The sequence below is a fragment of the Shewanella sp. genome (assembly GCF_047975355.1).
Taxonomy (GTDB): domain Bacteria; phylum Pseudomonadota; class Gammaproteobacteria; order Enterobacterales; family Shewanellaceae; genus Shewanella.
The window spans coordinates 106,856-129,135 of record NZ_JBKEDJ010000028.1 but is presented as its reverse complement, the minus strand read 5'-3'; the positions used below and the strand labels follow the sequence as shown (position 1 = coordinate 129,135).

At 46.4% G+C, this 22,280-nt stretch carries 20 protein-coding genes; 9 read left to right on the top strand and 11 right to left on the bottom strand.

What is annotated here, in order from left to right:
* The first annotated feature begins 71 nt into the window (after nt 1-71).
* Nucleotides 72-314: a hypothetical protein gene (locus ACK5NH_RS09965; protein WP_416919685.1), complete on the top strand. Its 243-nt coding sequence runs from the start codon at nt 72-74 to the stop codon at nt 312-314.
* Between the two features lie 162 nt (nt 315-476).
* On the opposite strand, the gene ACK5NH_RS09960 is transcribed toward ACK5NH_RS09965, so the two are convergent.
* The 4 genes from ACK5NH_RS09960 to ACK5NH_RS09945 form a co-directional block, all read right to left on the bottom strand.
* Nucleotides 477-1,103 carry a fumarylacetoacetate hydrolase family protein gene (locus tag ACK5NH_RS09960; RefSeq protein ID WP_416919683.1) on the bottom strand — a complete coding sequence of 209 codons (627 nt, stop codon included), beginning with the start codon at nt 1,101-1,103 and terminating at the stop codon, nt 477-479.
* 48 nt (nt 1,104-1,151) lie between these two features.
* Nucleotides 1,152-2,165 carry a succinylglutamate desuccinylase/aspartoacylase family protein gene (locus ACK5NH_RS09955; protein ID WP_416919681.1) on the bottom strand — a complete coding sequence of 338 codons (1,014 nt, stop codon included), beginning with the start codon at nt 2,163-2,165 and terminating at the stop codon, nt 1,152-1,154.
* A gap of 71 nt (nt 2,166-2,236) precedes the next feature.
* Nucleotides 2,237-2,773: a MarR family winged helix-turn-helix transcriptional regulator gene (locus ACK5NH_RS09950; RefSeq protein WP_416919679.1), complete on the bottom strand. Its 537-nt coding sequence runs from the start codon at nt 2,771-2,773 to the stop codon at nt 2,237-2,239.
* Between the two features lie 178 nt (nt 2,774-2,951).
* Entirely contained in the window at nt 2,952-3,515 is a 564-nt protein-coding gene (locus ACK5NH_RS09945; protein WP_416919677.1) for a PhnA domain-containing protein, read from the bottom strand.
* Between the two features lie 341 nt (nt 3,516-3,856).
* On the opposite strand from ACK5NH_RS09945, the gene ACK5NH_RS09940 reads away from it, so the two are divergent.
* The gene (locus tag ACK5NH_RS09940) at nt 3,857-4,570 is read left to right on the top strand and encodes a DUF2461 domain-containing protein (RefSeq protein ID WP_416919675.1); all 714 of its coding nucleotides are present in this window, start codon (nt 3,857-3,859) and stop codon (nt 4,568-4,570) included.
* A 61-nt stretch (nt 4,571-4,631) separates the two neighbouring features.
* Here the strand turns inward: ACK5NH_RS09940 and ACK5NH_RS09935 are convergent, their stop codons facing one another.
* Entirely contained in the window at nt 4,632-5,243 is a 612-nt protein-coding gene (locus ACK5NH_RS09935) for a TetR/AcrR family transcriptional regulator (protein ID WP_416919673.1), read from the bottom strand.
* A gap of 155 nt (nt 5,244-5,398) precedes the next feature.
* Between ACK5NH_RS09935 and ACK5NH_RS09930 the strand changes: the two genes are divergently transcribed.
* The 5 genes from ACK5NH_RS09930 (at nt 5,399) to ACK5NH_RS09910 (ending at nt 12,119) form a co-directional block, all read left to right on the top strand.
* Nucleotides 5,399-6,025, top strand: a complete 627-nt coding sequence (locus ACK5NH_RS09930; RefSeq protein ID WP_416919671.1) for a glutathione S-transferase — start codon at nt 5,399-5,401, stop codon at nt 6,023-6,025.
* Between the two features lie 61 nt (nt 6,026-6,086).
* The gene (locus tag ACK5NH_RS09925) at nt 6,087-6,755 is read left to right on the top strand and encodes a glutathione S-transferase family protein (protein ID WP_374911547.1); all 669 of its coding nucleotides are present in this window, start codon (nt 6,087-6,089) and stop codon (nt 6,753-6,755) included.
* Between the two features lie 180 nt (nt 6,756-6,935).
* Nucleotides 6,936-8,309 carry an RsmB/NOP family class I SAM-dependent RNA methyltransferase gene (locus ACK5NH_RS09920; protein WP_416919669.1) on the top strand — a complete coding sequence of 458 codons (1,374 nt, stop codon included), beginning with the start codon at nt 6,936-6,938 and terminating at the stop codon, nt 8,307-8,309.
* Nucleotides 8,310-8,597: 288 nt separating this feature from the next.
* A complete protein-coding gene (locus ACK5NH_RS09915) occupies nt 8,598-8,756 on the top strand; it encodes a hypothetical protein (RefSeq protein WP_011626757.1) in 159 nt (52 codons plus the stop codon).
* Nucleotides 8,757-8,993: 237 nt separating this feature from the next.
* Nucleotides 8,994-12,119: an NAD(P)-binding protein gene (locus tag ACK5NH_RS09910; RefSeq protein WP_416919667.1), complete on the top strand. Its 3,126-nt coding sequence runs from the start codon at nt 8,994-8,996 to the stop codon at nt 12,117-12,119.
* 104 nt (nt 12,120-12,223) lie between these two features.
* Here the strand turns inward: ACK5NH_RS09910 and ACK5NH_RS09905 are convergent, their stop codons facing one another.
* Nucleotides 12,224-13,891: a diguanylate cyclase gene (locus ACK5NH_RS09905; RefSeq protein WP_416919665.1), complete on the bottom strand. Its 1,668-nt coding sequence runs from the start codon at nt 13,889-13,891 to the stop codon at nt 12,224-12,226.
* Between the two features lie 197 nt (nt 13,892-14,088).
* Between ACK5NH_RS09905 and ACK5NH_RS09900 the strand changes: the two genes are divergently transcribed.
* Nucleotides 14,089-14,940, top strand: coding sequence for a DMT family transporter (locus ACK5NH_RS09900; protein ID WP_416919663.1), 852 nt, complete (start codon nt 14,089-14,091; stop codon nt 14,938-14,940).
* A 59-nt stretch (nt 14,941-14,999) separates the two neighbouring features.
* On the opposite strand, the gene ACK5NH_RS09895 is transcribed toward ACK5NH_RS09900, so the two are convergent.
* The 3 genes from ACK5NH_RS09895 to ACK5NH_RS09885 form a co-directional block, all read right to left on the bottom strand.
* Entirely contained in the window at nt 15,000-15,539 is a 540-nt protein-coding gene (locus ACK5NH_RS09895; RefSeq protein WP_416919661.1) for a YfaZ family protein, read from the bottom strand.
* Between the two features lie 163 nt (nt 15,540-15,702).
* Nucleotides 15,703-16,212: a GNAT family N-acetyltransferase gene (locus ACK5NH_RS09890; RefSeq protein WP_416919659.1), complete on the bottom strand. Its 510-nt coding sequence runs from the start codon at nt 16,210-16,212 to the stop codon at nt 15,703-15,705.
* Nucleotides 16,213-16,240: 28 nt separating this feature from the next.
* Nucleotides 16,241-17,611 (bottom strand): magnesium transporter, encoded by a 1,371-nt coding sequence (locus ACK5NH_RS09885; RefSeq protein WP_011626763.1) that lies wholly within the window; start codon nt 17,609-17,611, stop codon nt 16,241-16,243.
* Nucleotides 17,612-17,758: 147 nt separating this feature from the next.
* Here ACK5NH_RS09885 and ACK5NH_RS09880 point away from each other — a divergent pair, with 147 nt between their 5' ends.
* The gene (locus ACK5NH_RS09880; RefSeq protein ID WP_416919656.1) at nt 17,759-18,244 is read left to right on the top strand and encodes a glutathione peroxidase; all 486 of its coding nucleotides are present in this window, start codon (nt 17,759-17,761) and stop codon (nt 18,242-18,244) included.
* A 595-nt stretch (nt 18,245-18,839) separates the two neighbouring features.
* Here the strand turns inward: ACK5NH_RS09880 and ACK5NH_RS09875 are convergent.
* On the bottom strand, nt 18,840-20,657 hold the full coding sequence (locus ACK5NH_RS09875; RefSeq protein WP_416919722.1) for a M1 family metallopeptidase: 1,818 nt from the start codon (nt 20,655-20,657) through the stop codon (nt 18,840-18,842).
* A 470-nt stretch (nt 20,658-21,127) separates the two neighbouring features.
* Nucleotides 21,128-22,099: a PstS family phosphate ABC transporter substrate-binding protein gene (locus ACK5NH_RS09870; protein ID WP_416919654.1), complete on the bottom strand. Its 972-nt coding sequence runs from the start codon at nt 22,097-22,099 to the stop codon at nt 21,128-21,130.
* Nucleotides 22,100-22,280 lie beyond the last annotated feature (181 nt).

Below are 22,280 nucleotides of genomic sequence, written 5' to 3'. Positions count from 1 at the left end.
ATACGCCAAGGCCTTGTGATATCCCACAAAAACTCGTTCCCCCTGTTGAATCCTTAAGGATCTGATTGCCTATGACAAATGCATCCACTAGCCCTTTTGCTGTGTTAAATCAAACCACCGCAAACTCGTTTAATGAACAGAAAAACCTGATCAAACGGGTCTTTAAAGGCAAGCCAGTGCAATGTCCACGCTGTAATCAACCCCTTAAAGTCATCCTGCCAGAAACGGCCAAAGCCGACCAAGCCGCAGGCATTTTCTGCCCTAAGGGCTGTACCGATATCGAGCTAGATATGGAAGCCGTAGCAGGCATCTAATCTTTGCCCTTAGTACGAGCGTCATTGCCCGCAAAAATAATGGCGGTTATAGCCCACCAGATTACTGCCAATAAACAACAGCTCCATCAATACTGCTACGGGCTAACCAGCTAAGATATTGTTATATCAAAAAACTGGTGCCGACTATCACGACATCGCTGATTACTGGCTTTGCCATTCACATTCGACCAAAGGCGTTTGGTGTGGCGCATCCTTAAGGCCTAAGGCCACCTTAAATACGCGATTCGGTGGAATGATGCCGACGCCTTTTGGGGTGCCTGTCATCACAATGTCGCCGTCTTCCAAGGTGGTAAAGCTTTGTAATTCGGCCAGAATTGTCTGTGGGTTATAGATCATTAACTCAAGATGACCAGCTTGGGTTAAGGTCCCATCGATAGTTAAGCTGAATTCAAATGCCGCGCAGGCATCATCGATAGCGACAAACGGGCTAAATAGCGCCGCGCCATCGAAAGCTTTGGCCTTTTCCCAGGGTAACCCCTTGCCTTTCAGTTTGCTTTGCAGCTCACGCTTCGTAAGATCCAGCCCTACCCCCGCATGGCTAAAACGCCCCTGCTGGTAGATGAAACACAGCTCAGTTTCATAGTGCAGCGCCTCGCCTAAATGCTCGGTATGTAACACTGTGCTAATCGCCGAGTTTGGCTTGAAAAACACCACCATATCTTCGGAAAGATCATTACCAAGCTCGTGAATATGGTCAACATAATTACGCCCGATACAAAGAATTTTACTGGGGCAAATCTGTTTATCACCAACGTTAACAGTCTTCATTTGACTCCTCAATGGGCTATTGGCTGTAAAGCTATGGCACAGTTAATATCAGGCGTATTCCATTAAAAATTCATCGAGTTGTTCGTTGGCGATTTCAATTTCATCCCCTTCGAACTGCGCAATATGGAACATGCCCTCACCTTCGTTGGTCACAGGTATATTGCTGATCCCTATGATAATGCCATCGGTGGGCGCGCGAATGGCTACGCTATCGCCCCCATGCGGACTGACAATATGGGCGATGATATACCCCTTGTTGACCCGCTGCCCGAGTTTGAGCTTCATATTTACCAAACCATCGGACTCACTGCGGATCCAATAACTGCGTATCGCACTCACACTGGCGACCTTGTTACTGATTCGGCCTTTAAGCATACCTAGGCTACGCATGACATTCAGTACGCCCTTAAGACCCGACTTAATTGCCAGTTCACTAAAGCGCAGCGCCTCCCCCGCCTCATACAAAATACAGGGAATGCCCTGCTGGTTCGCATAGCCACGCATCGATACACTACGCGCCTTAGAATGCATGATAAGTGGCGCCCCAAAGGCATTTGCCATGGCTAACATGGTTTCATCACCAGTATCACAACGGATCTGCGGCAAGTTATCCCTATGAATTGCGCCCGTATGTAAATCAATCACATGGGTCGCATGCACCAGTAATTGGGTCGCAAAAAGGTTAGCTAAACGGCTCGCCAGCGCACCTTTACAAGACCCCGGGAAACAGCGGTTTAGATCGCGTCTATCGGGCAGATAGCGAGATTGTTGTATAAAACCAAACACATTGACTATCGGCACTACAATCAGGGTACCGGCCAGATTTTTAGGATTGACGCGTCCGAGCAAGCGGCGACAGATCTCAATACCATTTAGCTCATCGCCATGGATTGCAGCGCAGACTAACAGTCTCGGGCCGGGTTTGAGGCCGTGAAACACTTCGACATGAATATCGAGCTGAGTATCGGTATAGAGCTTAGCCGCGGGAAGTTTAATCCCCATTTGCGTGCCCGCAATGACTCGCTTGCCATCAATTTCAAACGCTTCGCGTTTTTTAACCATAGTCACTCCCTGATGCTATCCCTAGTTACGCCATATGGCACTCAGTACACAACCTTAAAAATCCACATCTATCAACGTTCAAAGTGAGCAAGCCAAGTCTTTAAAATCTGTTGCAATGTGTCGTGCTCGACGCTGGGCACCCCAGCCAATAATGCGCTCTGACATTGAATATGTTTAGGCAGCGCCGCATCAATCAACGCCTTACCTGCAGTGGTGAGCGACACATGCACGGCGCGGCGATCTTCCTTACTGTGTTCACGGGCAATCAGTCCTTTATTTTCAAGCCGATCTAAACGACTTGTCATGGCGCCAGAGCTTAACATCATGCTCTGATAGAGCTGCGAAGGCGATAGCATATAAGGCTCACCCGAGCGTCTTAGTGTCGCGAGTACATCAAACTCCCCCTGACCTAAGCCAAATTCGCCGTGACACTGGGCGATGGCGTTTTCCATATATTTTGTCAGCCGCGCGATACGTCCCAACACCGCCATAGGGACAAGATCCTCTTTCACCCCTTGAGCCTGCCATTGGCCGAGGATTTTATCCAATCCGTCTTCGACTGGAGTCGACATTTGCTTTGCTTCGGATGATTGCGAGTTTTTGTCCATAGCTTTATCTCTATATAAAGATTCTTCACATGCTACGCATTTTATCGCCTAATTTAACTATTTGTATATGCGGATACTTTTAATAAGTAGGCAAGATAAAATACAGCATAAAAAAACCGCCCAATTCATACAAATTGGGCGGTTCAGGTATCAAGCGGACTGCTTTAACTTAAGTCGATTAAGACTTTTTAACGAAGCAGGTCAGGATCACGATACGAGTGCCATTTACACGGCCTTCGATATGTTCAGGATTATTGGTTAACGAAATATTACGTACCGCTGTGCCGCGTTTTGCCACAAAGCTGGTACCTTTTACGTTGAGATCTTTAATGATAACCACTGTATCGCCCGCGTTCAGTACTGCACCGTTACTGTCTAACGTCGGTGGCGTATCATCGCTGGCGGCAGCAGATTCGGCATCGCCCCAAGCACGTAAATCATCTTCCAGATACAGCATATCCAGCAGATCCTGCGCCCAGCTTTCGCTGCTTAGACGTTTCAGCATGCGATATGACATCACTTGAACCGCGGGTACTTGGCTCCACATGCTGTCGTTAAGACAACGCCAGTGGTTCATGTCCATAGTATCCGGCGCTGCGATTTGGCTGCTGCAGTTTTCACAAATCATAATCTCGTTTTCATGACCATCGGAAGCCGGTAAGTCATAAATAGAGAGTTCGACGTCACTTCCGCAAAGTTCACATTTGCCGCCACAGCGAGTTAGCAATTCATTTTCAGTCATTTTTCTGTCTACATGCGTAATAAAACGCGGATTATGCCATAAATTGGCTTTTCACGGCAGGGGCAGGAGTAAAATAACCATAAACTTTGATAGGACTAAAGTTTATCTCTATGGATGGGGTAAAGACATTTTTCTTAAAAATCATAGTGTAATCAAAGTTCACTCGATAAAGTGTATTAGCTTTTTCGTCATACTTCCCGAAGGGAAACAGCCACAAAAGCTAAGGTTTAAAACATTGAACCTGAGTCATCGAACCATTTGACACATTTAAAATTAAACTCAAGGCTGGCAATATAGAACGCTTACCCACGGCGCGCATAAACATTAAGGGATTTAGAAAAATGGCGATGCAAGTATCTTCAAGCTCACATGCCACCGATACAACATTTACGGCGGAAAGCTTAGATTTTCTCAAACGGCTGGCGCACAATAATTCCCGCGACTGGTTTAAAGCCCATCAGGATGAATATGAGAATCACGTTAGAACTCCTGCGTTGCGTTTTATCGAGCAAATTCAGCCGGATATTGTTGCTATTTCCCCAAGATTAACGGCGGTTGCGAAAAAAGTCGGTGGCAGCTTAATGCGTCCGCAGCGTGACAGCCGCTTTAGCAACGACAAGACACCCTATAAAACCAATGTGGGGATCCAGTTTCGGCATTTTCAGGGGAAAGATGTGCATGCTCCTGGGCTGTATTTACACATAGCCGAGGATGGATGTTTTATTGCTGCCGGTATTTGGCACCCAGAATCTAAAGTGCTGAATGCGATTCGAACTTGTATAGATGAAAACCCCAACGGCTATAAAAAGGCGCTGCAAACCTTAACCAGCCAAGGATTTGTGATGGATGGTGATAGTTTAACTCGCCCGCCAAAGGGATTCGATAAGCATCACCCTATGCTGGACGAACTCAAACGTAAGGACTTTATCGCACTAAAGCCAATCCCCTTTGAGCGACTCTGCCAAACCGATGCCGCCCGTTACTGCGCCGAACAATTCGCCCACTGTAGCCAATTAATGGCCTACTTGTGCTTTGCCCTCGAATTGGACTTTTAGTTTTATCTATGATGAAGCCAAGCGTTCACTTGGCCTTATACTTATCGGTTTAACCTAAACCTTATTTCCCGTCGTCCGGCTTAAGTGGCGTCAACGCGAGACTCTTAAGGTACTCGCTTAATACCTGAAATGCATTATCCAACAAAGCGTATTCTTTCGCCTTGCCTAACACTCTAATCCCTTGTAATTGAAGCACTAAAAAAGCCGCTAACGGCTCAGGTTGAGCAGATTGGGATAACTCACCTTGTAACTGGCTGTAGCGTAATACGTCGGTGAAATGGCTCTGCAACTGAGCAAATAAGCGCTGGCATTCCTGCTGCACGCAGTCATCGTCGAGGCATTTTTCCATCACCGCATTCTGCATAAAGCAGCCGTATTCTTGCTCACGCTGCAATGCCACAAATCGCGCTAAATAGGTCAAGATCTCACTCAATCCCGCCTGCGCATGCAGGATTTGCTCCTTCGCCCCAAAGGAATAATGGTCGAGATAAAAGCGCAGGGATTCGCGATACAAACTCTGTTTATCGCCAAAACTGTTATACAAACTGAAGCGATTAATCCCCAAGTGTTCGACCAGATCGGCAATCGAGGTCTCAGCAAACCCCTTCTGCCAAAACAACTCCATCGCCTGGATAAGCTTTTCTTGTCTATCAAAATTACAACTGCGTGCCATGGTCCAAACCTACATTGATGCCTGCATTAAACGGAATGCCACTGGGCAAAAACATTCTTGACTGACCGTTTAGATATGGCGTAAATTCTATCCTAACCGAACGTTCCGTTAAAGACCTATTTGGCCAAACTTAAAGATAAAGAGAAGGAAATAGCATGAAGCTTTATGAATTAGCCCCTACGCCAAGCGCAAGACGCGTGAGTATTTTCCTCGCAGAAAAAGGCATAGACATTCCGCGCGTGAATGTAGACATTCGTGGCGGTGAAAACCTCAATCCTGAATTCAAAGCCAAAAGTATCAACGGCCGTATTCCCCTGCTCGAACTCGATGATGGTAGCTATCTATGTGAATCCGTAGCTATTTGCCGTTACTTAGAAGAAATCCATCCGAGTGAAACATCGCTCTTTGGCAACAGTCCGCTAGAGCGTGCCAGAGTGGAAATGTGGCAACGCATCATTGAATTACAGGGACTGATGGTTGGCTTTCAAGCCTTTAGAAATCTGACTGGCATTTACAAAGACAGAGAGAATTGCGTCGAGGCTTGGGGCACAGAATCACGCCAACGGGTCATTGACTTCCTGCCGACCTTAGACCAACAATTAGCTAAATCAAGTTATGTTGCCAGCGATAACTTTACGATTGCCGACATTTCTGCATACGTTTTTATTAGCTTTATTAAAAACTTAGATATTCTGGTGGATGACACTCTGCCCCACATTAAAGCTTGGTTTGCGACAGTGGCCCAGCGCCCAGCAATAGTGTCGCTTACCCCAAAAAACTGACAGCGATGCCCTGTTGGGCAGCCAAGTTAAGCACTAACCAGTTAAGACTTAAGGGATAACTATGATTGATTTATATACCGCCGCCACCCCGAACGGTTTTAAAATTTCCATCGCGCTCGAAGAAATGGGTCTCGACTATCGAGTGCATAAATTAGATTTCAACACTAACGAACAGAAACAGCCTGAGTTTCTGGCCATTAACCCTAATGGCCGTATTCCCGCCATTATCGACCGAGATAACGATGACTTTGTGGTGTTCGAGTCCGGCGCGATTCTTCTGTATCTGGCTGAAAAAACGGGTAAGTTTTTGCCTGCCGATCCTAAAAAACGCTCGCAGGTCATTCAATGGCTGATGTTCCAAATGAGCGGTGTTGGCCCAATGATGGGTCAAGCTAACGTGTTTTACCGTTACTTCCCCGAAAAAATCCCTGCGGCTATTGAACGTTACCAAAAAGAAGGTCGACGTTTGTTTGAGGTAATGAATACTCAGTTAGCCAAGCATCAGTATCTGGCCGGTGATGAGTACACCATCGCCGATATCGCGACTTGGCCTTGGGTACGCATCCATGAATGGAGCGGCATCAATATGGAAGGACTCACTCACTTACAACGTTGGTTAGACGAACTAGCCCAGCGCCCCGCCTGCCAAAAAGGCATAGTGACACCTCCGCCTTCGGTCTTGAGTGATGAAGAGCGTGCTAAACAAATCCAGAAGATGGTGACTAAGTAGGTCATCCTTTCCTCACCCGCGCATTCGTTTTCCCCATCAAGCCCCAACTCAGCATTGGGGCTTTTTTACTGCTAGCGATACGTAAAACTGCTACACTCTGCGCCACTTATTGATTTGCTTGGCCATTTTCATCCCATCGGATGAACGTCACTCGGCCGAGCCCCTTTTCAGGCTAAGTTTATGGGCAATCCAAACGGCTTATCATCAGCAACCATGGCATCTACAGTGAATATCGAACCGCAAACCCTCGCGCAAAAACGCGGATTAAGTTATGCTAATACCATTAAGTTATTGTTCGATGAGATTTTAAATACCAAGCAACCCGCCGACCGAGTTCTCGCGAACTACTTTAGGGAACATAAAAAGCACGGTTCTAAAGATCGCAAAGTGATCCGCGAATCCTTATTTAGCCTGTTCCGTTGGTGGGGCTGGTTTAAAGCCACAGGCGATCATCAACAGGCGCCACAATTTTTTGCCATGCTCAGCGCGAGTGCCTTAATCGAAGCCCATCCATGGCAGGATATCGCCAGTGCCTGGCATGAGCTCGCCCAATCGCAGGTTGATTATCAACAACTTCAGTCCCTTAGCGTTAGCAGCTTAACGGATAAATTGGCACTCGTACGGCTGCAATTTCCCGAAGCGTCCTTCGAACTCACGGATTTATTACCCGAATGGTTTTGGCAGGTATGCCCAATTGCCCCAGAGCTGCGTCCAAATCTCATCGAAGCCATGTCTAGCCGCCCACCAATTTGGGGACGTGCGCAGGGAATCAACAGCCAAACGGCAGTCAAACAAATGCAAGCACTTGAGATAGATGCAAGCCTCAGCCTCTATTTTGAAGATGCCATCAACCTTGGCACTAAGAGCATGAATCTCAATGAAATATCACTCTATAAAGAGGGCAAAATCGAGATCCAGGATTTAGCCTCGCAAGTGATAGGTCAAATTTGTGCACCAGAGCCTTGGCAACACTGGTGGGATACCTGCAGTGGCGCAGGCGGAAAAACCCTGCAATTGCGATCACTGATGCAAACGGCCGCGGCTAAGCACAATCCATTCGTGGGCAGCATAGTCTCATCGGATATTCGCGCCCACGCCTTAGAAGAACTCAGCAAACGTGCCCAGCGGGCAAAGTTTGATGGTATCAGCATTGCACGCTGGCGCAGTGATGCACTGCCGGTCGACGCCAACCATTTTGATGGGGTATTAGTCGACGCCCCCTGTAGCTGCACGGGCACATGGCGCCGCAATCCCGATATGCGCTGGCTCGATAGCATCGAGGCCGTCACTGATAAAGCAGCACTCCAACTGGATATTTTAAGCCGCAGCAGCAAAGCGGTAAAACTGGGTGGAAGCTTAGTCTATGCCACTTGCTCATTGTCACCCGTTGAAAATGAGCAAGTGGTTTCCGCCTTTTTACAACAACATCCCGAGTTCAACTTAGTGCCGATCCGCCATCCCTTTACAGGTGAACAAACAGAAATGTTGACCGTGTGGCCCTTCGAAGCCAACACAGATGGAATGTTCGTGGCGCGTATGCAGCGTCATCAGTAGCACTAACTCCTTATTTTTTATCATAACTTGGCACTCATCTCCTGAGTGCCATTCTTTTTGCATCCACACAATATGAATAGGCTTTTTGATTTATTCATTTAATAATCATCAAGATAAGCCCTACAGCGAGGGGTAAAACTCCCAACCTAATCTCATATGGACACATCTCCCCTTCTTGGACAAAACTTTTCACCATCAGTGATGAAATATTTCGCTTTAGCTTAATCTCGCCTTTGGGTAAAAAGATCGAGTGCTGAGAATGGCACAGGTATTTTTGGAATTTTGACCATGTCACACTCCTATGAATTTGACGACGATGATGCGCCATGGGGCGATAACGTCAAAGGTAAGCAAAAAAACAAACGCGTAAAACAACGTCGCAGGGACACTAAGCGCCGTTATTCAGATGATGCAGAGGTGGATTTCTATCAGCATAAATCGAAGTGATCGAACTACGACCCGTTTGCCTTAGCAAATTCGAGCTTTAAAAGCCGTCAAATCCGAGCAAGTTGGATGACCTCCAACTTGCTAGTTAGTCCAAGTTTTCCTTTATCCTTCCGGTTTTAATTCAATTGTAAAATCAATAGGCTAATGAGTTGATTTACCCTATGCTCCTTAGGGTTTATTAATGCCTTTGTCTACAAAACCACCCTATACATCTTAACGGGTTTAAAGGATGATCCCATGGAAAAACAACGCCCCGATTTTATCTATCCCCAAGGCAGTATGCTAATGCACTCTCCCTTAGTGTTGAATAAAGCCGATATGTACGGTTTTTTTCTCAAGGGAAAACTTGCCAACCTGCAGCGCTCCATCGATAAAACGCTTAATCAAGTGGCTGGCAGCGTCATGTACTTTAAAGTGCTGTCGCCCTACGTACTGACAACCTTTACCCAAATCGAGAAAGCCTATTCAGAAGACCCGACCGACAGAGCCAAGGGTTGGATCCAAGAAACCGACATCATCACTTGGGTTATGGTCGGTCGCCAAGACAATAGCAACAGCGCATCCATCAGCCATGTGTATTTTCAGCCACTGCATATTTGGGTGAATGATGCGATGGCCCTGATCAATGGCCGCGAACTATTCGGTTATCCCAAGTATTTGTGTGAATACACTATGCCCGCGGTCGGCGAGCCATTAACCCGTCTCTCCCTCGCTACAAAGAGCTTCTTACACTTTAGCCCTGACACAGAGCTTGCCATGCACCCGCTGATTGACGTGAATTGTAATGCTAAGCCCGAAGCGCAGCTCACCACACTAGAAGCCATAGCCCAAACCTGGCAACTCTTTAAAGAACAAACGGATTTTATTCCAGAGCTGGATAAGCTAGGAGAGGAGCAACTGTTTCATTTGTTGTTTAAGCCCGCTATCGACCAAGTGTTTTTAAAACAGTTTCCGGATGCTTCAGGCCAAAAAGCCATCTATCAGGCGATAACTGCCGCACCGGCACAGGTCAATAAAGTGCACAGTGTCGCCCTGTTGGAAAATGACTTTCTCGCTACCATTTTTGATAACGCCAGTTTCCCACTTAAAGAGACCCTAGGCGTCGAAGTTGGCGAGCAGCATGTATTACTGCCCTACCATGTGAACTTTGACTTTGAAGTACCGCCGGGCGAAGTGCTGGTCGATAACTCTGAAATCAAAAAACAAAAAATTGCTATTCTCGGAGGAGGCGTCGCCGCCATGACCGCCGCCTGTTATCTCACCGACAGACCAGGCTGGCAGAATCAATATGAGATTGATGTCTATCAATTAGGCTGGCGAATCGGAGGCAAGGGCGCAAGTGGCCGTAATGCCGCGATGGGACAACGGATTGAAGAGCATGGCCTCCATATCTGGTTTGGTTTTTACCAAAATGCCTGCGCCTTGATGCGTAAAGCCTATGAAGAATTAGACCGCCCGCCCGAAGCGCCGCTAGCCACCTTCTTCGATGCCTTTAAACCCCATAATTTTATTGTGCTGCAGGAAGAAATTAATGGTCGCTCCGTTAGCTGGCCCATCACCTTTCCCACACTCCCAGGGATCCCTGGAGATGGCACCGAAACCTTAACCTTCTGGAAGGTAGTTAAGGCCGCCTTTGCTTGGATAAAAGAATGGTTGAAGGACATGGACGCCCTGCAGGAAGCCGATGAAAAAGCCATGGCGACGCCGAAAAACTGGCTCGATATCGGCTGGTTTGAACGGCTGAAGGATAAGTTAGAGGATTCGGTCGATGATGCGATGGAATCCCTAGACGCCCTAGGTGACAAGCTCGAATGCCATTTTAATCAAATGATTGGCCGCGAATGCGATGAGCATGTCCACAGCGAGAGTGACGATGGTTTGGTCGAATCCGCCGTCGATGCCCTGCACCAAAGGTTGGTTAAACGCTTTAGCGACCATTTAGACACTAACGATGAGTTACGCCATCTGTATATTGCCGTCGACTTAGGCTTAACCATCTTAAAAGGGATGTTTGCCGATGATGTGTTTGAAAAGGGCTTCGATGCCATCAACGACTATGATTACCAAGAATGGTTAACCAAACACGGCGCCAGCCAAAAATACACGGTCGACAGCGCGCCGGTACGTGGTTTTTATGATCTGGTGTTTGCCTACGAAAAAGGCAACTTCGACAAACCCAATGTCGAAGCGGGGACTATTATCCGCTCCATGCTGCGTATCGCCCTGTGTTATCAAGGCGGAGTCATGTGGAAAATGCAGGCGGGTATGGGCGATGTGGTCTTTACCCCCTACTATGAAGTGCTGAAACGGCGCGGGGTGAATTTCCACTTCTTCAATCGGGTTGATAAGTTAGAATGTCGCGACAACAGTATTCAAGCGATTGAAATCACAGAGCAAGTCGCACTGGCACCGTCGGTTAAAGACTACAATCCACTCGTGGATGTCAAGGGATTAGCCTGCTGGCCCAGCACGCCAAATTACGACCAGCTAGAGCCTGAACAAGCCGCATTGCTAAAAGCCCATGATATAAATCTTGAGCACTTCTGGAGCGATTGGGACAATCTGTACGAGGCGAAATTTGGTCAGGCGCTACCGAAAAAACGTCTGCAAAAAGGCGTGGACTTCGACAAAGTGATTTTTGGTCTGTCATTAGGATCGGTTCCCCATGTGGCGAGCGAGGTTATGGCGCAGAGTCCGGCGCTCAAAACCTGTGTCGATAAAGTACAGACAGTCGCAACCCAAGCTTATCAACTGTGGATGAATCAAGATCTTAATGGTATAGGTTGGCCCAATTATTCAGAGGATGGCGAGCAGCCCGTCTTATCCGGCTTTACCGAGCCCTTCGATACGTGGGCATCGATGGACCAATTGCTCGATAAAGAAGACTGGCGCGGCCTAGAGCCTAAAAATGCCAGTTATTTCTGCTCGGCGTTGCCAGTGGATGCTTATCCTCCGCGTACGGATATCGGTTTCCAGCAGCGCAAAACCGCCGAAGCCAAGGCTGGCGCCATCAATCAACTCAATACAGAAATTCATAAGCTGTGGCAGCAGGTTGGCGATACCTTCCCTTGGGAATGGTTGCACGATGAACAGCAGCGCCAAGGCGAAGCGCGATTCGATAGCCAATATTGGCGCGCCAATGTGGATCCTTCTGAGCGTTATGTCCTGTCAGTGAAAGGCAGCTCTCAATATCGGATCACCACGGATGGTACGGGCATCGACAATCTGTATATGACGGGAGATTGGATTAAAACCGGTCTCAACGCCGGTTGTGTGGAGGCAGCAACGATGGCGGGTATGCATACCGCTAAAGCCATCTGCGGCCATCCGGCCATTATCAAAGGCGAAAAAGACTTCGCCTAAATACCAAGGGGCTGCATTATGCAGCCCCTTTTTTATCCAAGTATTTGTGTGTATTCAAATTTAAAGAGGCGCTCGATTAAATGGAGGCTCTTTTAATAGACACTCTAAATCGAGACTATCTCGCCCGCGCGGGTATCGGCGTATTCCTGACGGCGCTTTTCCATCCGTGACTGATACAAACTGCTATCAGCGCTGCGAAGCCACACGTGGGGCTCGGCCACATCGGTATTAATGGCGAAACCAAAACTAAACTGGCAATCCTTTAACCCCTCAGCGGCAAATTGCGTCGTTAACCCCCTCAAGCAGGTCGTTAAGGTTGCCATACCATTTGCGGGCAGGATCAGCACAAACTCATCGCCACTGATCCGGTAAATCTTAAGTTGAGCAATATTGGTCGCCTGCAAAAACTGCACTAGATTTTGCAGTAAACGGTCCCCCTCTTGATGCCCTAAGGTGTCATTCACCATTTTAAGGCTATCGACATTGAGCAACACCAATGCCATAGGTTGTACCACTTTATCCCCAAAAGTTAATTGTGAATTCATAAATTCATCAAATGCATAGCGATTACCCACTCGGGTTAAGCCATCGAGTCGGGCCTTTTCCCAAGCGATGCCTAACTCTTCGATATGCGCCTTACGTTCTTCGGATAAAAGTTTAAGCTTGTTCGCCAAGGCTAGGGATAATAGCAAGGCATCCACACTGCCACCCAACAACGTTGCTAACTCGGCATGCTCGATGAAATCGGGGGTGATCCCCATATTACCCGGCAGAATAATCACTGCAGGCAGCAATAAGCAGCTAAAGGCCATAATAAAATAGCGTGCTGGAGCAAAGCCCTTCATCAAACACACATTGCCACAGGTGATCGCCAAGGCAATCCACAGCATGATAAGCACAGAGGCAATAATCGCGGTGTAGGACAGTAACCAAATACTGGTTGGCAAGGCTAAAACGCAGGCAATTAACAGGTACTTACTGAGTCGCCATAATCGAGGCGAATAGCTTGGAAGTTGTAAAAAGTGCTTGTAGAACAAAATGTTAAAAATCGGCAAACCGATAAAAAACAGATGATGCAATTCAAGCTGATGAAAGTGGAACAGATGTGCAGGCAAATGAAAGGTTAGCGCCCAACCACCAAAATAGGTCAACACATACAGGCCGTAATATAGGAAGGCCTTATCAAAAATAGAGAAGTAAATCAGTAGATTGTATAGCGCAATAAACACCAATCCCCCTAGACAGATGAGTATCGCCGTGGCTACATGGTCATTGGTTAATTGATGAACTTCTTCCGACTCTAATACCAACTCTGGGGCGGAGGAATAATAGCGGCTACTGAGCCGTGTGACCAACCAATAGTCAGTCCCCATATTCAGTCGAACTTTGCGACCATAATCGAATAAAAATTCATAGGGCGCATAGTAACCACTGTTAGCCGTTTGCACAGAACCATCACTACCGAGTAACCAATAATCGACGTACTCAACAATGGAATTATTGGCATCCACCACCCAATGGGTTTGTCGGCTATTAATCATCACTGGTGACACCATCCAATAATCGCCACCCTTAACATCCACAGAATTGGCCTCATCAAGCTGGCTCATCCATTGAGTAATTTGATTAAAATCAGAGGGGGGAACCTGCTCAACATCTGCATGGAATAAATAGGGGGAATCCAACGCAATTTCAGCGCTAAAGGCAAACGGACTAAATGTCCAAAGAAGCAGCAAAAAGCACCAGAAATTATGTAAGTTAGTTTTGCTCATAGGTATCTTGGTTTATATACCAGCGTCTAGTTCCACACAGAAAATCATTTTAGAGTGTTAACTTTATGACTACATTTTATTTTTTACAATTGATTAGACTAAATTAGTCGGTAATCGGGTATCTTATGCTGATATTTTAGTCGTTCATTTACAGGTTATTACCTTAGCCACAATCTCAGCCGTTAACATGGATACCTATGGCCCCCTTATTGATGATTCTAGCTGCCCAGTTGTTGATTGCCAGCGGTAACCTATTGGTTAAATTGCTTGAAACTAACGCCCCCGTGTTTCAATTGGTACTTTATCGCCAATTATTTGCCACGCTCTTAGTGTTACCTTTTGTTTTGCGACTACAAGGTAATCTTAAGTTAAGCCCCTTTTATAAGGTGCACTTAAGCCGCGCACTGTTAATCGGTTTGGGTAACGCTATCTTTATGTTGGCGGTATTACACTTACCGCTCGCGACCGTCACGGCGGTGATATATACCTCACCCTTGTTACTGTTGTTATTGTCGGCCTTCTTTTTAAATGAGCGCATAGGTTATCGCCGCACCGTCGCGGGCATCATAGGTTTTACGGGGATTTTACTGATAAGCCAACCGACTGAGTTTAATCTCTATATTGGCTTAGCCTTTTTTGGCGCAATGACCTCAGCAACAAATAGCTTGATTTTGAAGGCATATTCAACCCATGAACATCCATTTTCAACACTCTTTTGGTCTAATGCCTTTGCGATGGTTTTTCTGATACCAGCGACCTGGTACGAAGGCGCCGATTTTAGCCTGCCCGTCGCGCAGGTTGGTTTGACCTTAGGCCTGTTTTATATCGGCATGACATACCTCATCATCCACGCCTATCGGCGCGCCGATGCCAGCCAAATGGCCCCTGTGGAGTACACGGGTCTTATTTTTGCCGCCTTGTTTGGTTGGTGGTTTTTAGATGAACACTTAAGCATTGTTGTGTGCATTGGCATTGGGCTGGTGATCTTCTCCTCCATACTCCCAAGCTATGGCGAACTCAAAGCCAAATGGAAAAGCCGGCAAAGATAACCTTGGCCGGCTTTTAAATCGATCTGGCCTTTATTAGGCCACCAAAAATTGCGACGAGATTAGAAGCGGAACTTACCGCCGATGTAAACGCCATCTTCGAAGGTGAAATCACGGGCGTGATCATATTCGAAGGCAATCTTACGGTAACCCACATAAAACGCCATATTAGGGTTTACGTTGTATTGCACCTTAGAATCCAATTCGTATTGACCATCGACATTACCGAAAGACAACACCGATGGCGCATAGTAAGCGGCGGCATGCAAAGAGATATTTGGCCCTAACGCCAAGGCATAACGGCCACCTACGGATATAGTGCTACCATTTGGGGCATCGTCTGCCCATAACTGGCTTAATTTCGCGCCGACTTCAAAATGATGCACACCCGCATCGTGGGTCATGTGCATTGCACCTTGGGCAATATGACCGCTATCGTCTGAATAAATATATCCTAATACTGCATTGACATCTTTATTCACTTGCAGCTCTAACTCGGTAGAGACCACATCGTTGTTTAACCCAAGATTAAATTCTGACGCATTCACCTGCAGCGCGGCTGCACTCAATAATAAGACACTTGCTACTCTGAACTTAGCCATAAAAACACCTCAATAATGACTGTGGGTAATGGCGCGGATCATACCGAATAAAAAAAGAAAATCTGCATATTTAGCAGAGAGTCGCAAAGATTTTTGAATTTAAAACAAAACGGAAACCGTTAAAAAACATCAGTCAAACCTAAATTAAACAAATCGAAAACATTTAGGGTGCAGGAACCCGATCTCCGACGAGGGATTGCATTATGCCGTCAATATCCAGCTTATCTTCGAGGGCTAAGTAATACCAGCCGACGGTATTACCCGTTCCTCTAATACTTAAATAGTTACGCCAAAAGTGAAATCCGGCCTTGAGTAAATTCACTCGGCTGGCGTCGTTTTCATCTCGGATAGTGGCAAATAACAGAGTAATCCCTAGCGTTTTAGCCACTTCAATCCGCTTAAGCGTGAGCCCTTGTGCTATGCCACGGCGTCGGTACAACGGTGATACCATTAAATAACCTAACTCCCCCACAGGGCCAGAACCAGCCTTAATCGCCGCGCAGCCAACAATCTCACCCACGAGGTTTTTCGCTAATACCACGGCGCGGGAGCGAGCAAATGCCTGATGATCGAGGGGATGCGCGTTGTCATCCCGTTGATCGATTAATGCCGCAGCAGCCGCTAATTCGGCTGCATTTTGGCAGAGGAAAAATTGAATATCGTTTTGATTCATACAATTGAGTTAAACAACCAACATCCACTTAGAGATACAGTATCGTCGCCATGCCGAGGAAAGTGAAGAAGCCCACCACATCGGTCACTGTGGTTAAAATGACTGAGCCAGAGAGCGCAGCATCCTGATTAAACCGCTGTAAAACCATAGGAACAAACACCCCAGCCAGCGCCGCGACCGCCATATTGATCAAAATCGCGCAGCCTATCACTATGCCTATGGTGCTGTCGGCAAACCACCAGCCCGCCACCAGTCCAATAACTATCGCCCACAGGGTGCCATTGACTAAACCAATCCCTAACTCGTTCTTCATTAAAGAGAATAAGTTACCCGCCGAGATCTGCCCCATCGCCATACCACGGATCATCAAGGTAAGTGACTGACTGCCTGCAATCCCGCCCATAGATGCCACTATCGGCATGAGCACGGCAAGTGCGACCACTTGAGACAACACATTTTCAAATAATCCAATGGTTGCCGAAGCCAAAAATGCCGTGAGTAAGTTAATCCCTAACCACACGGCACGGCGCTGTGCACCTTTGATGATCGGAGCGAATAAGTCGTCTGACTCATCCATACCTGCGGTAGCCATTAATTGCGCTTCATAATGTTCACGCACTAAGGCAGTTGCGGCCCTTAGGGTGACACGGCCAATCAGCTCCCCCGCCTCATCGATAACGGGTAACTCAATTTCGCGGCTATGTTCTATCGCCTCGGCAGCATCGAGTAGCGTGGTATCCGCAGTTAAGGCACGACTGTCTTCCGATAACAGTGAAATCAGCGGCTCAGAGGGATCATGCTTGAAAATATCATAACGTCTGACCGTACCTAGGTATTTATCCGCCTCATCGACAATAAATAAGTTGTCGTTACAGTCGAGTTCAATACGCCTGAAAAACCGCTGCGCCTGAGCCACTGTCGCCTTATCGCTGAGCACTAACATTTGATGATCGGTATAACGACCAATCTCATTTTCGGAATATTGATCGTACAGCTCGAAACGCTGCCGTTGACGTTCGCCCATCTGCGCCAAGGCACGGTCGGTAAAACTTTCGGGGAGATAATCACTCCACTCAATCAAATCCTCAGGACTGAGCTGCGCGAACAGCAGATCTACCTCATTGTCGGGCATCTGCTTTAGGATCCCCATACGCGGATCGGCGCGCATTAAACTCAGCACTGTCACACGGTCACTAAACTCAACCTGTTGCCAACGCTCGTAACGCTCATCTAAGGGTAAGGACTCTAGCACTAAGGCAACCGTGCCAGGCTCAGCTTCATTTAAGATTTCACTGAACACTTCAGCCTGTTCTTCACCTTCAACTTCAGTGAGTTGCTGAACAACCTGCCCGACATCGGCCTGTGTGTTTGTTTCGTATTCGGCTTCATGTTCAGTCACATAAACGCCCTTCTGCTGAGATAAAAATTAGCGTAACTATATTGATATTGAAGAAGATTAGCAAACCCGCAAAATAAATTGCACACAAACCAATTGATAACAATCAAACTATTATTTATGCTAATCACCACACCTAAGGAGGTAATCATGACATCGACTATCTATAGCCATAGCGCAAACGACATTCAAGGCAATCCAACGGCACTAGCGCAATATCAAGGCAAAGTGATCTTAATTGTGAATACCGCCAGTGAGTGCGGTTTTACACCACAGTACAAGGGCTTAGAAGCGCTCTATCAAAAATATAAAGCGCAGGGATTGGTGGTTTTAGGCTTCCCATGCAATCAGTTTGGCGCCCAAGAAAAAGCCGATGAGAAAGGGATCCAAAGTTTTTGTGAACTCAACTTTGGCGTGAGCTTTCCACTGTTTTCAAAAATCGAGGTAAACGGTGAACACACTCACCCTTTATATCAATACCTTAAAAAGGCCGCGCCCGGCGTGTTAGGCACAGAACGGATTAAGTGGAATTTCACTAAATTTTTAATTAATCGTCAGGGAGAAGTGGTCGCTCGCTTTGCGCCCACCACAAAACCTGAGGCAATTAGTGACAAGATAGAGACGCTTTTAAAATAATGAGCGAGCTATCTCATTGAAATTTTTTATTAAATAAAAAATTTAAGTTATTTTTTATTTTAGATGGAACTTTATACCTATAACTCCCTCAAACATATTGAACAGCGAATGTCTTTTTCATGTTCATCATTCTCCCTGGGGCTTCTAGCGCAGCCCCCTTGACCTAGGAATAGGTCACTAGGCAACCGATTGGTTGCCTTTTTTTATGTCTATGTTTCATATGTAAAATTTATATTTCCAGTCACCAGCCGCTCAATTTACTGATGTCGGCAAGGCAAAAAATAATTTTAAATTTTTTTAGCCGCAAACTGAACTTTACGAAAAGCTCCTAGTCTGACTATGTGTAAGGATTAACAAATCCGCTTTAATGCAGAATTGATTGCTAAATGAAAAGTTTAGCAACGGATTAAATGGATAATATACGCCGTTTAATTCAATGAAACAGTTTCAGGTTATTGCATAGAGTCGAATTGGTTGGTCGTTCATCATCTCCCTTTTGGGAAACAATCGAATACACGCTAGCGCACTGCATTCCTTTGTATCCTACTTTGATTCTTTTATGGCAACCTTAGGTTGCCATTTTTTTATCTCAATTTTATACCTTCAACATCCTATCCAATTGCACTTGAATCGAGGGATGGTAACCCGTCCGCGCACTGGCATAGATTTGTTGTAACTCAGTGTGGTAACCCGCTACCTGCAACTCAGCATAAAGCGGACGGACAAACTTGCCGCGGCCAATACGCTGTAAATACGCGCTTAAGGCGGGTAGCACGGGATCGTAATGATTGCGGATAGCGACTCTAAACCAATCGCAGGCGATTTCGGCATTGCTAGACTGGGTCAACTTAAAGCTATCGTCCAAATCCATCAATTGCACTTGAGACAAGACTTCGGGTAATTGGGTCAAAAAGTACTGCCAGTGATGGACACGCCAGCCTTGAACCTTAAGCTCTGAGGCCGCCTTACCCTGTAAAAAATCATCTAAGGCGGTATCGACTTTATCTAAGCTCCGTGATGTGGGCCCGGCGTAACCTTGGGGCAAACCTTCGCCATAAATCCATTCCAACAGCTCGGCTTCGCTTATTTTATCGGGATAGGCTTCGACTAAAGCCACTTTCACATATTCGACAAACACTTCAGTGGTGATCGCCTTAAAAGCAAAGTGCTGCACATAAGCGAACAGGAACTTATCGAATTCGGCTCGGCCGAGGCGATGCTCTAACTCATGGACGAACATCGATGCCTTATCGTAAGTAAAACGGTTAAAAGCCAGATTAGGATCGGCCTGTTGCACATTGGCGGGCAGCGTTTGCCTGTGAAGTGGTAAAGCGGCCATTTCCTCTTGTAATCTGCCAAATTCAATAACCCATTCCAGCTCGGCCTGCTCCTTGCCATAGACTTCTTCGACAATCCGATTGGTAAAATAGGTTGTAAAGCCTTCATTTAACCAGAGATCGCGCCAAGTGGCATTACTGACCAAATTTCCCGTCCATGAGTGTGCCAGCTCATGGGCGACCGTTGACACTAGGCTCTTATCACCCGCGATTAGGGTTGGGGTTAAAAAGGCTAAACGGGGATTTTCCATCCCACCAAACGGGAAACTCGGTGGCAAAATGATCATGTCATAACGCCCCCATGCATAGGGACCTAATAGCGATTGCGCTACATCCAGCATATGTTCAGTATCGGCAAACTCAGTCGCTGCGTCTGTCAACATACAAGGCTCGGTATACACGCCACTGCGCGCACCTATGGCTTGAAAGGCTAAATCACCCACGGCCAAGGCCAGCAAATGAGTGGGAATAGGCTTTTCCATCTCGAATTGAAATCGACCTTCGAGCGGTGTGTCGGGGTTGTTCATTGCACTCATCACGGCGCGCATGCCCTTCGGCACTTCGACGTGCGCATCGAAGGTGATCCGCACCTTTGGCGTATCCTGCAAGGGGATCCAGCTGCGAGCATTAATCGGCTGAGATTGACTAAAAAGATAAGGTAACTGTTTGCCTGCCGTTTGTTCAGGCATAAGCCACTGTAGTCCTTCAGCCTCTGGCGAGGTGCGATAGTGAATACAGACTCGCTCGCACTCTTCTTCGGGGAGCTTGATCACCAATTTTTGCCCGAGTATTTCGTTTGGCGCTTCAAGCATAAACTCAAGGGGGGCTCGAGTGTTTGTCGTAACCGATAAAATATGTAAATCACGGCTATCTAGCCATAACTCGGCAACCTGTGGCTCAAAATAGCGAAGTGACAGCATCGCCTCTCCGAGCAGAGTACGAGTCACAAAGTCGACCTTGAGCGCTAAGGATAAGTGCGTTACCTGCACTTGGTCGCTATTGGCAAAGGAATGGTAATCTCGAGTTAAATCCCATGCTGTTGGTTCAACTCGCGTTTGCTGATTTTCTAACGGCATCACTTAGCTAACCTGTTATCGGTAAATTATCTAGCCATATTATCGGACGCTGATTTACCAATGCGCAATCGAATAAAACTTCCTAGCATCTGCATTTTGTAACAATGCTTAAGTCTATGCCTACCACAATCGACTTAAGTTAACCTCTTAAAATAAAATTCACATATTTTTCAATGCATAAAGGTTATTAGTAGAAATATTTACAAAATTTTTCAATTCTGTCTGAACTAATTTCGCCCCCTCGAGTCAGATATTATGAACCGAATCTTTGCAATGAGTTTCTTCGTTCATCATCATTCTCCTTTAGATGGTTTCTAGCGCGACCGTCCTCAGATTCCGAATTGGAATTTACAGCAACCTCATTAGGTTGCTTTTTTTATGCCCAATTTTCAGCCACGAGCTTCAGTGAATCATCGCCCAAAAACAAAAAGGGCCTCCGAAGAGACCCTTAATGGTTTAGCGATTAAGAATTAGAGGCGGATGCCTAACTGTTCTAAATCTTTAGCAACTACACTCTTAGGCAGAGTCACATAACCGTCTTTTTCTACCACTTGCTGACCTTGCTTAGACAGCACGTAACGGATGAATTCTTTTTCCATTGGTGCTAAGTCTTTGTTTGGTTGCTTGTTCACGTATACATATAAGTAACGTGATAATGGGTAAGTACCGTTAGCTGCGTTTTCTGCAGTGGCTTCGATAAAGTCGTTACCTTTTTTAGCGATGGGAACGGCTTTTACCCCAGCAGTTTTGTAACCGATACCTGAGTAACCTACTGCGTTAAGTGATTGAGACACAGACTGAACCACAGAAGCTGAACCTGGTTGCTCGTTCACGTTAGCCTTAAAGTCACCTTTACACAGAGCGTGCTCTTTGAAGTAACCGTAAGTACCAGATACTGAGTTACGACCGTACAGTTGTACGTCTTTTGCTGACCAGTTACCGTCAAGACCTAAATCGCCCCAACGTTGGATATCGCTGCTACCACACTTGTGAGTAGAAGAGAAAATACCGTCAACTTGTTCAACTGTTAAGCCTTTGATTGGGTTATCTTTGTGTACGAAAACAGCTAAAGCGTCAATCGCTACACGCACCGCAGTTGGCTTGTAACCGTAGTGCTTTTCGAAGGCTTCTTCTTCGTTAGGCTTCATCTTGCGGCTCATTGGACCGAATTGTGAAGTACCTTCTGTTAATGCTGGTGGCGCAGTAGAAGAACCAGCAGCTTGAATTTGAATATTTACGTTAGGGTACATCTGCTTAAATTCTTCAGCCCACAGAGTCATCATGTTGGCTAAGGTATCTGAACCTACAGATGAAAGGTTGCCTGATACACCACTTGCTTTCTCGTAAGTTGGCAGAGATTGATCAACAGATGCCATGGCAGTGGCAGAGAATACACCAGCGGCAGTCAGGGTCATCGCGCCGACAAGCTTTTTCAGTTTCATTATGTGCTCCAGTAATAAGCTAACTAATTTCTAACTTAAGTTTCTTCAGACGCAGCCAGTATCAATCGCTACAATGACAATTCTATGTCCAAGATGTGACACTTAAATGACAGAAGACATTTTTCGTCTTTTTTGAAAAAAGATCACCATCATACATTTATAAAAACAAAACAGGCCCTAA

Bases quoted from the DNA above. Each gene is read 5' to 3' on its own strand.
- ACK5NH_RS09925 (WP_374911547.1), top strand. From the start codon at position 6,087: ATGATTGATTTATATACCGCCGCCACCCCGAACGGTTTTAAAATTTCC.
- ACK5NH_RS09880 (WP_416919656.1), top strand. From the start codon at position 17,759: ATGACATCGACTATCTATAGCCATAGCGCAAACGACATTCAAGGCAAT.
- ACK5NH_RS09920 (WP_416919669.1), top strand. From the start codon at position 6,936: ATGGGCAATCCAAACGGCTTATCATCAGCAACCATGGCATCTACAGTG.
- ACK5NH_RS09955 (WP_416919681.1), bottom strand. From the start codon at position 2,165: ATGGTTAAAAAACGCGAAGCGTTTGAAATTGATGGCAAGCGAGTCATT.
- ACK5NH_RS09935 (WP_416919673.1), bottom strand. From the start codon at position 5,243: ATGGCACGCAGTTGTAATTTTGATAGACAAGAAAAGCTTATCCAGGCG.
- ACK5NH_RS09905 (WP_416919665.1), bottom strand. From the start codon at position 13,891: ATGAGCAAAACTAACTTACATAATTTCTGGTGCTTTTTGCTGCTTCTT.
- ACK5NH_RS09895 (WP_416919661.1), bottom strand. From the start codon at position 15,539: ATGGCTAAGTTCAGAGTAGCAAGTGTCTTATTATTGAGTGCAGCCGCG.
- ACK5NH_RS09945 (WP_416919677.1), bottom strand. From the start codon at position 3,515: ATGACTGAAAATGAATTGCTAACTCGCTGTGGCGGCAAATGTGAACTT.
- ACK5NH_RS09965 (WP_416919685.1), top strand. From the start codon at position 72: ATGACAAATGCATCCACTAGCCCTTTTGCTGTGTTAAATCAAACCACC.
- ACK5NH_RS09950 (WP_416919679.1), bottom strand. From the start codon at position 2,773: ATGGACAAAAACTCGCAATCATCCGAAGCAAAGCAAATGTCGACTCCA.
- ACK5NH_RS09915 (WP_011626757.1), top strand. From the start codon at position 8,598: ATGTCACACTCCTATGAATTTGACGACGATGATGCGCCATGGGGCGAT.
- ACK5NH_RS09890 (WP_416919659.1), bottom strand. From the start codon at position 16,212: ATGAATCAAAACGATATTCAATTTTTCCTCTGCCAAAATGCAGCCGAA.
- ACK5NH_RS09870 (WP_416919654.1), bottom strand. From the start codon at position 22,099: ATGAAACTGAAAAAGCTTGTCGGCGCGATGACCCTGACTGCCGCTGGT.
- ACK5NH_RS09940 (WP_416919675.1), top strand. From the start codon at position 3,857: ATGGCGATGCAAGTATCTTCAAGCTCACATGCCACCGATACAACATTT.
- ACK5NH_RS09960 (WP_416919683.1), bottom strand. From the start codon at position 1,103: ATGAAGACTGTTAACGTTGGTGATAAACAGATTTGCCCCAGTAAAATT.
- ACK5NH_RS09910 (WP_416919667.1), top strand. From the start codon at position 8,994: ATGGAAAAACAACGCCCCGATTTTATCTATCCCCAAGGCAGTATGCTA.
- ACK5NH_RS09875 (WP_416919722.1), bottom strand. From the start codon at position 20,657: ATGCCGTTAGAAAATCAGCAAACGCGAGTTGAACCAACAGCATGGGAT.
- ACK5NH_RS09930 (WP_416919671.1), top strand. From the start codon at position 5,399: ATGAAGCTTTATGAATTAGCCCCTACGCCAAGCGCAAGACGCGTGAGT.
- ACK5NH_RS09900 (WP_416919663.1), top strand. From the start codon at position 14,089: ATGGCCCCCTTATTGATGATTCTAGCTGCCCAGTTGTTGATTGCCAGC.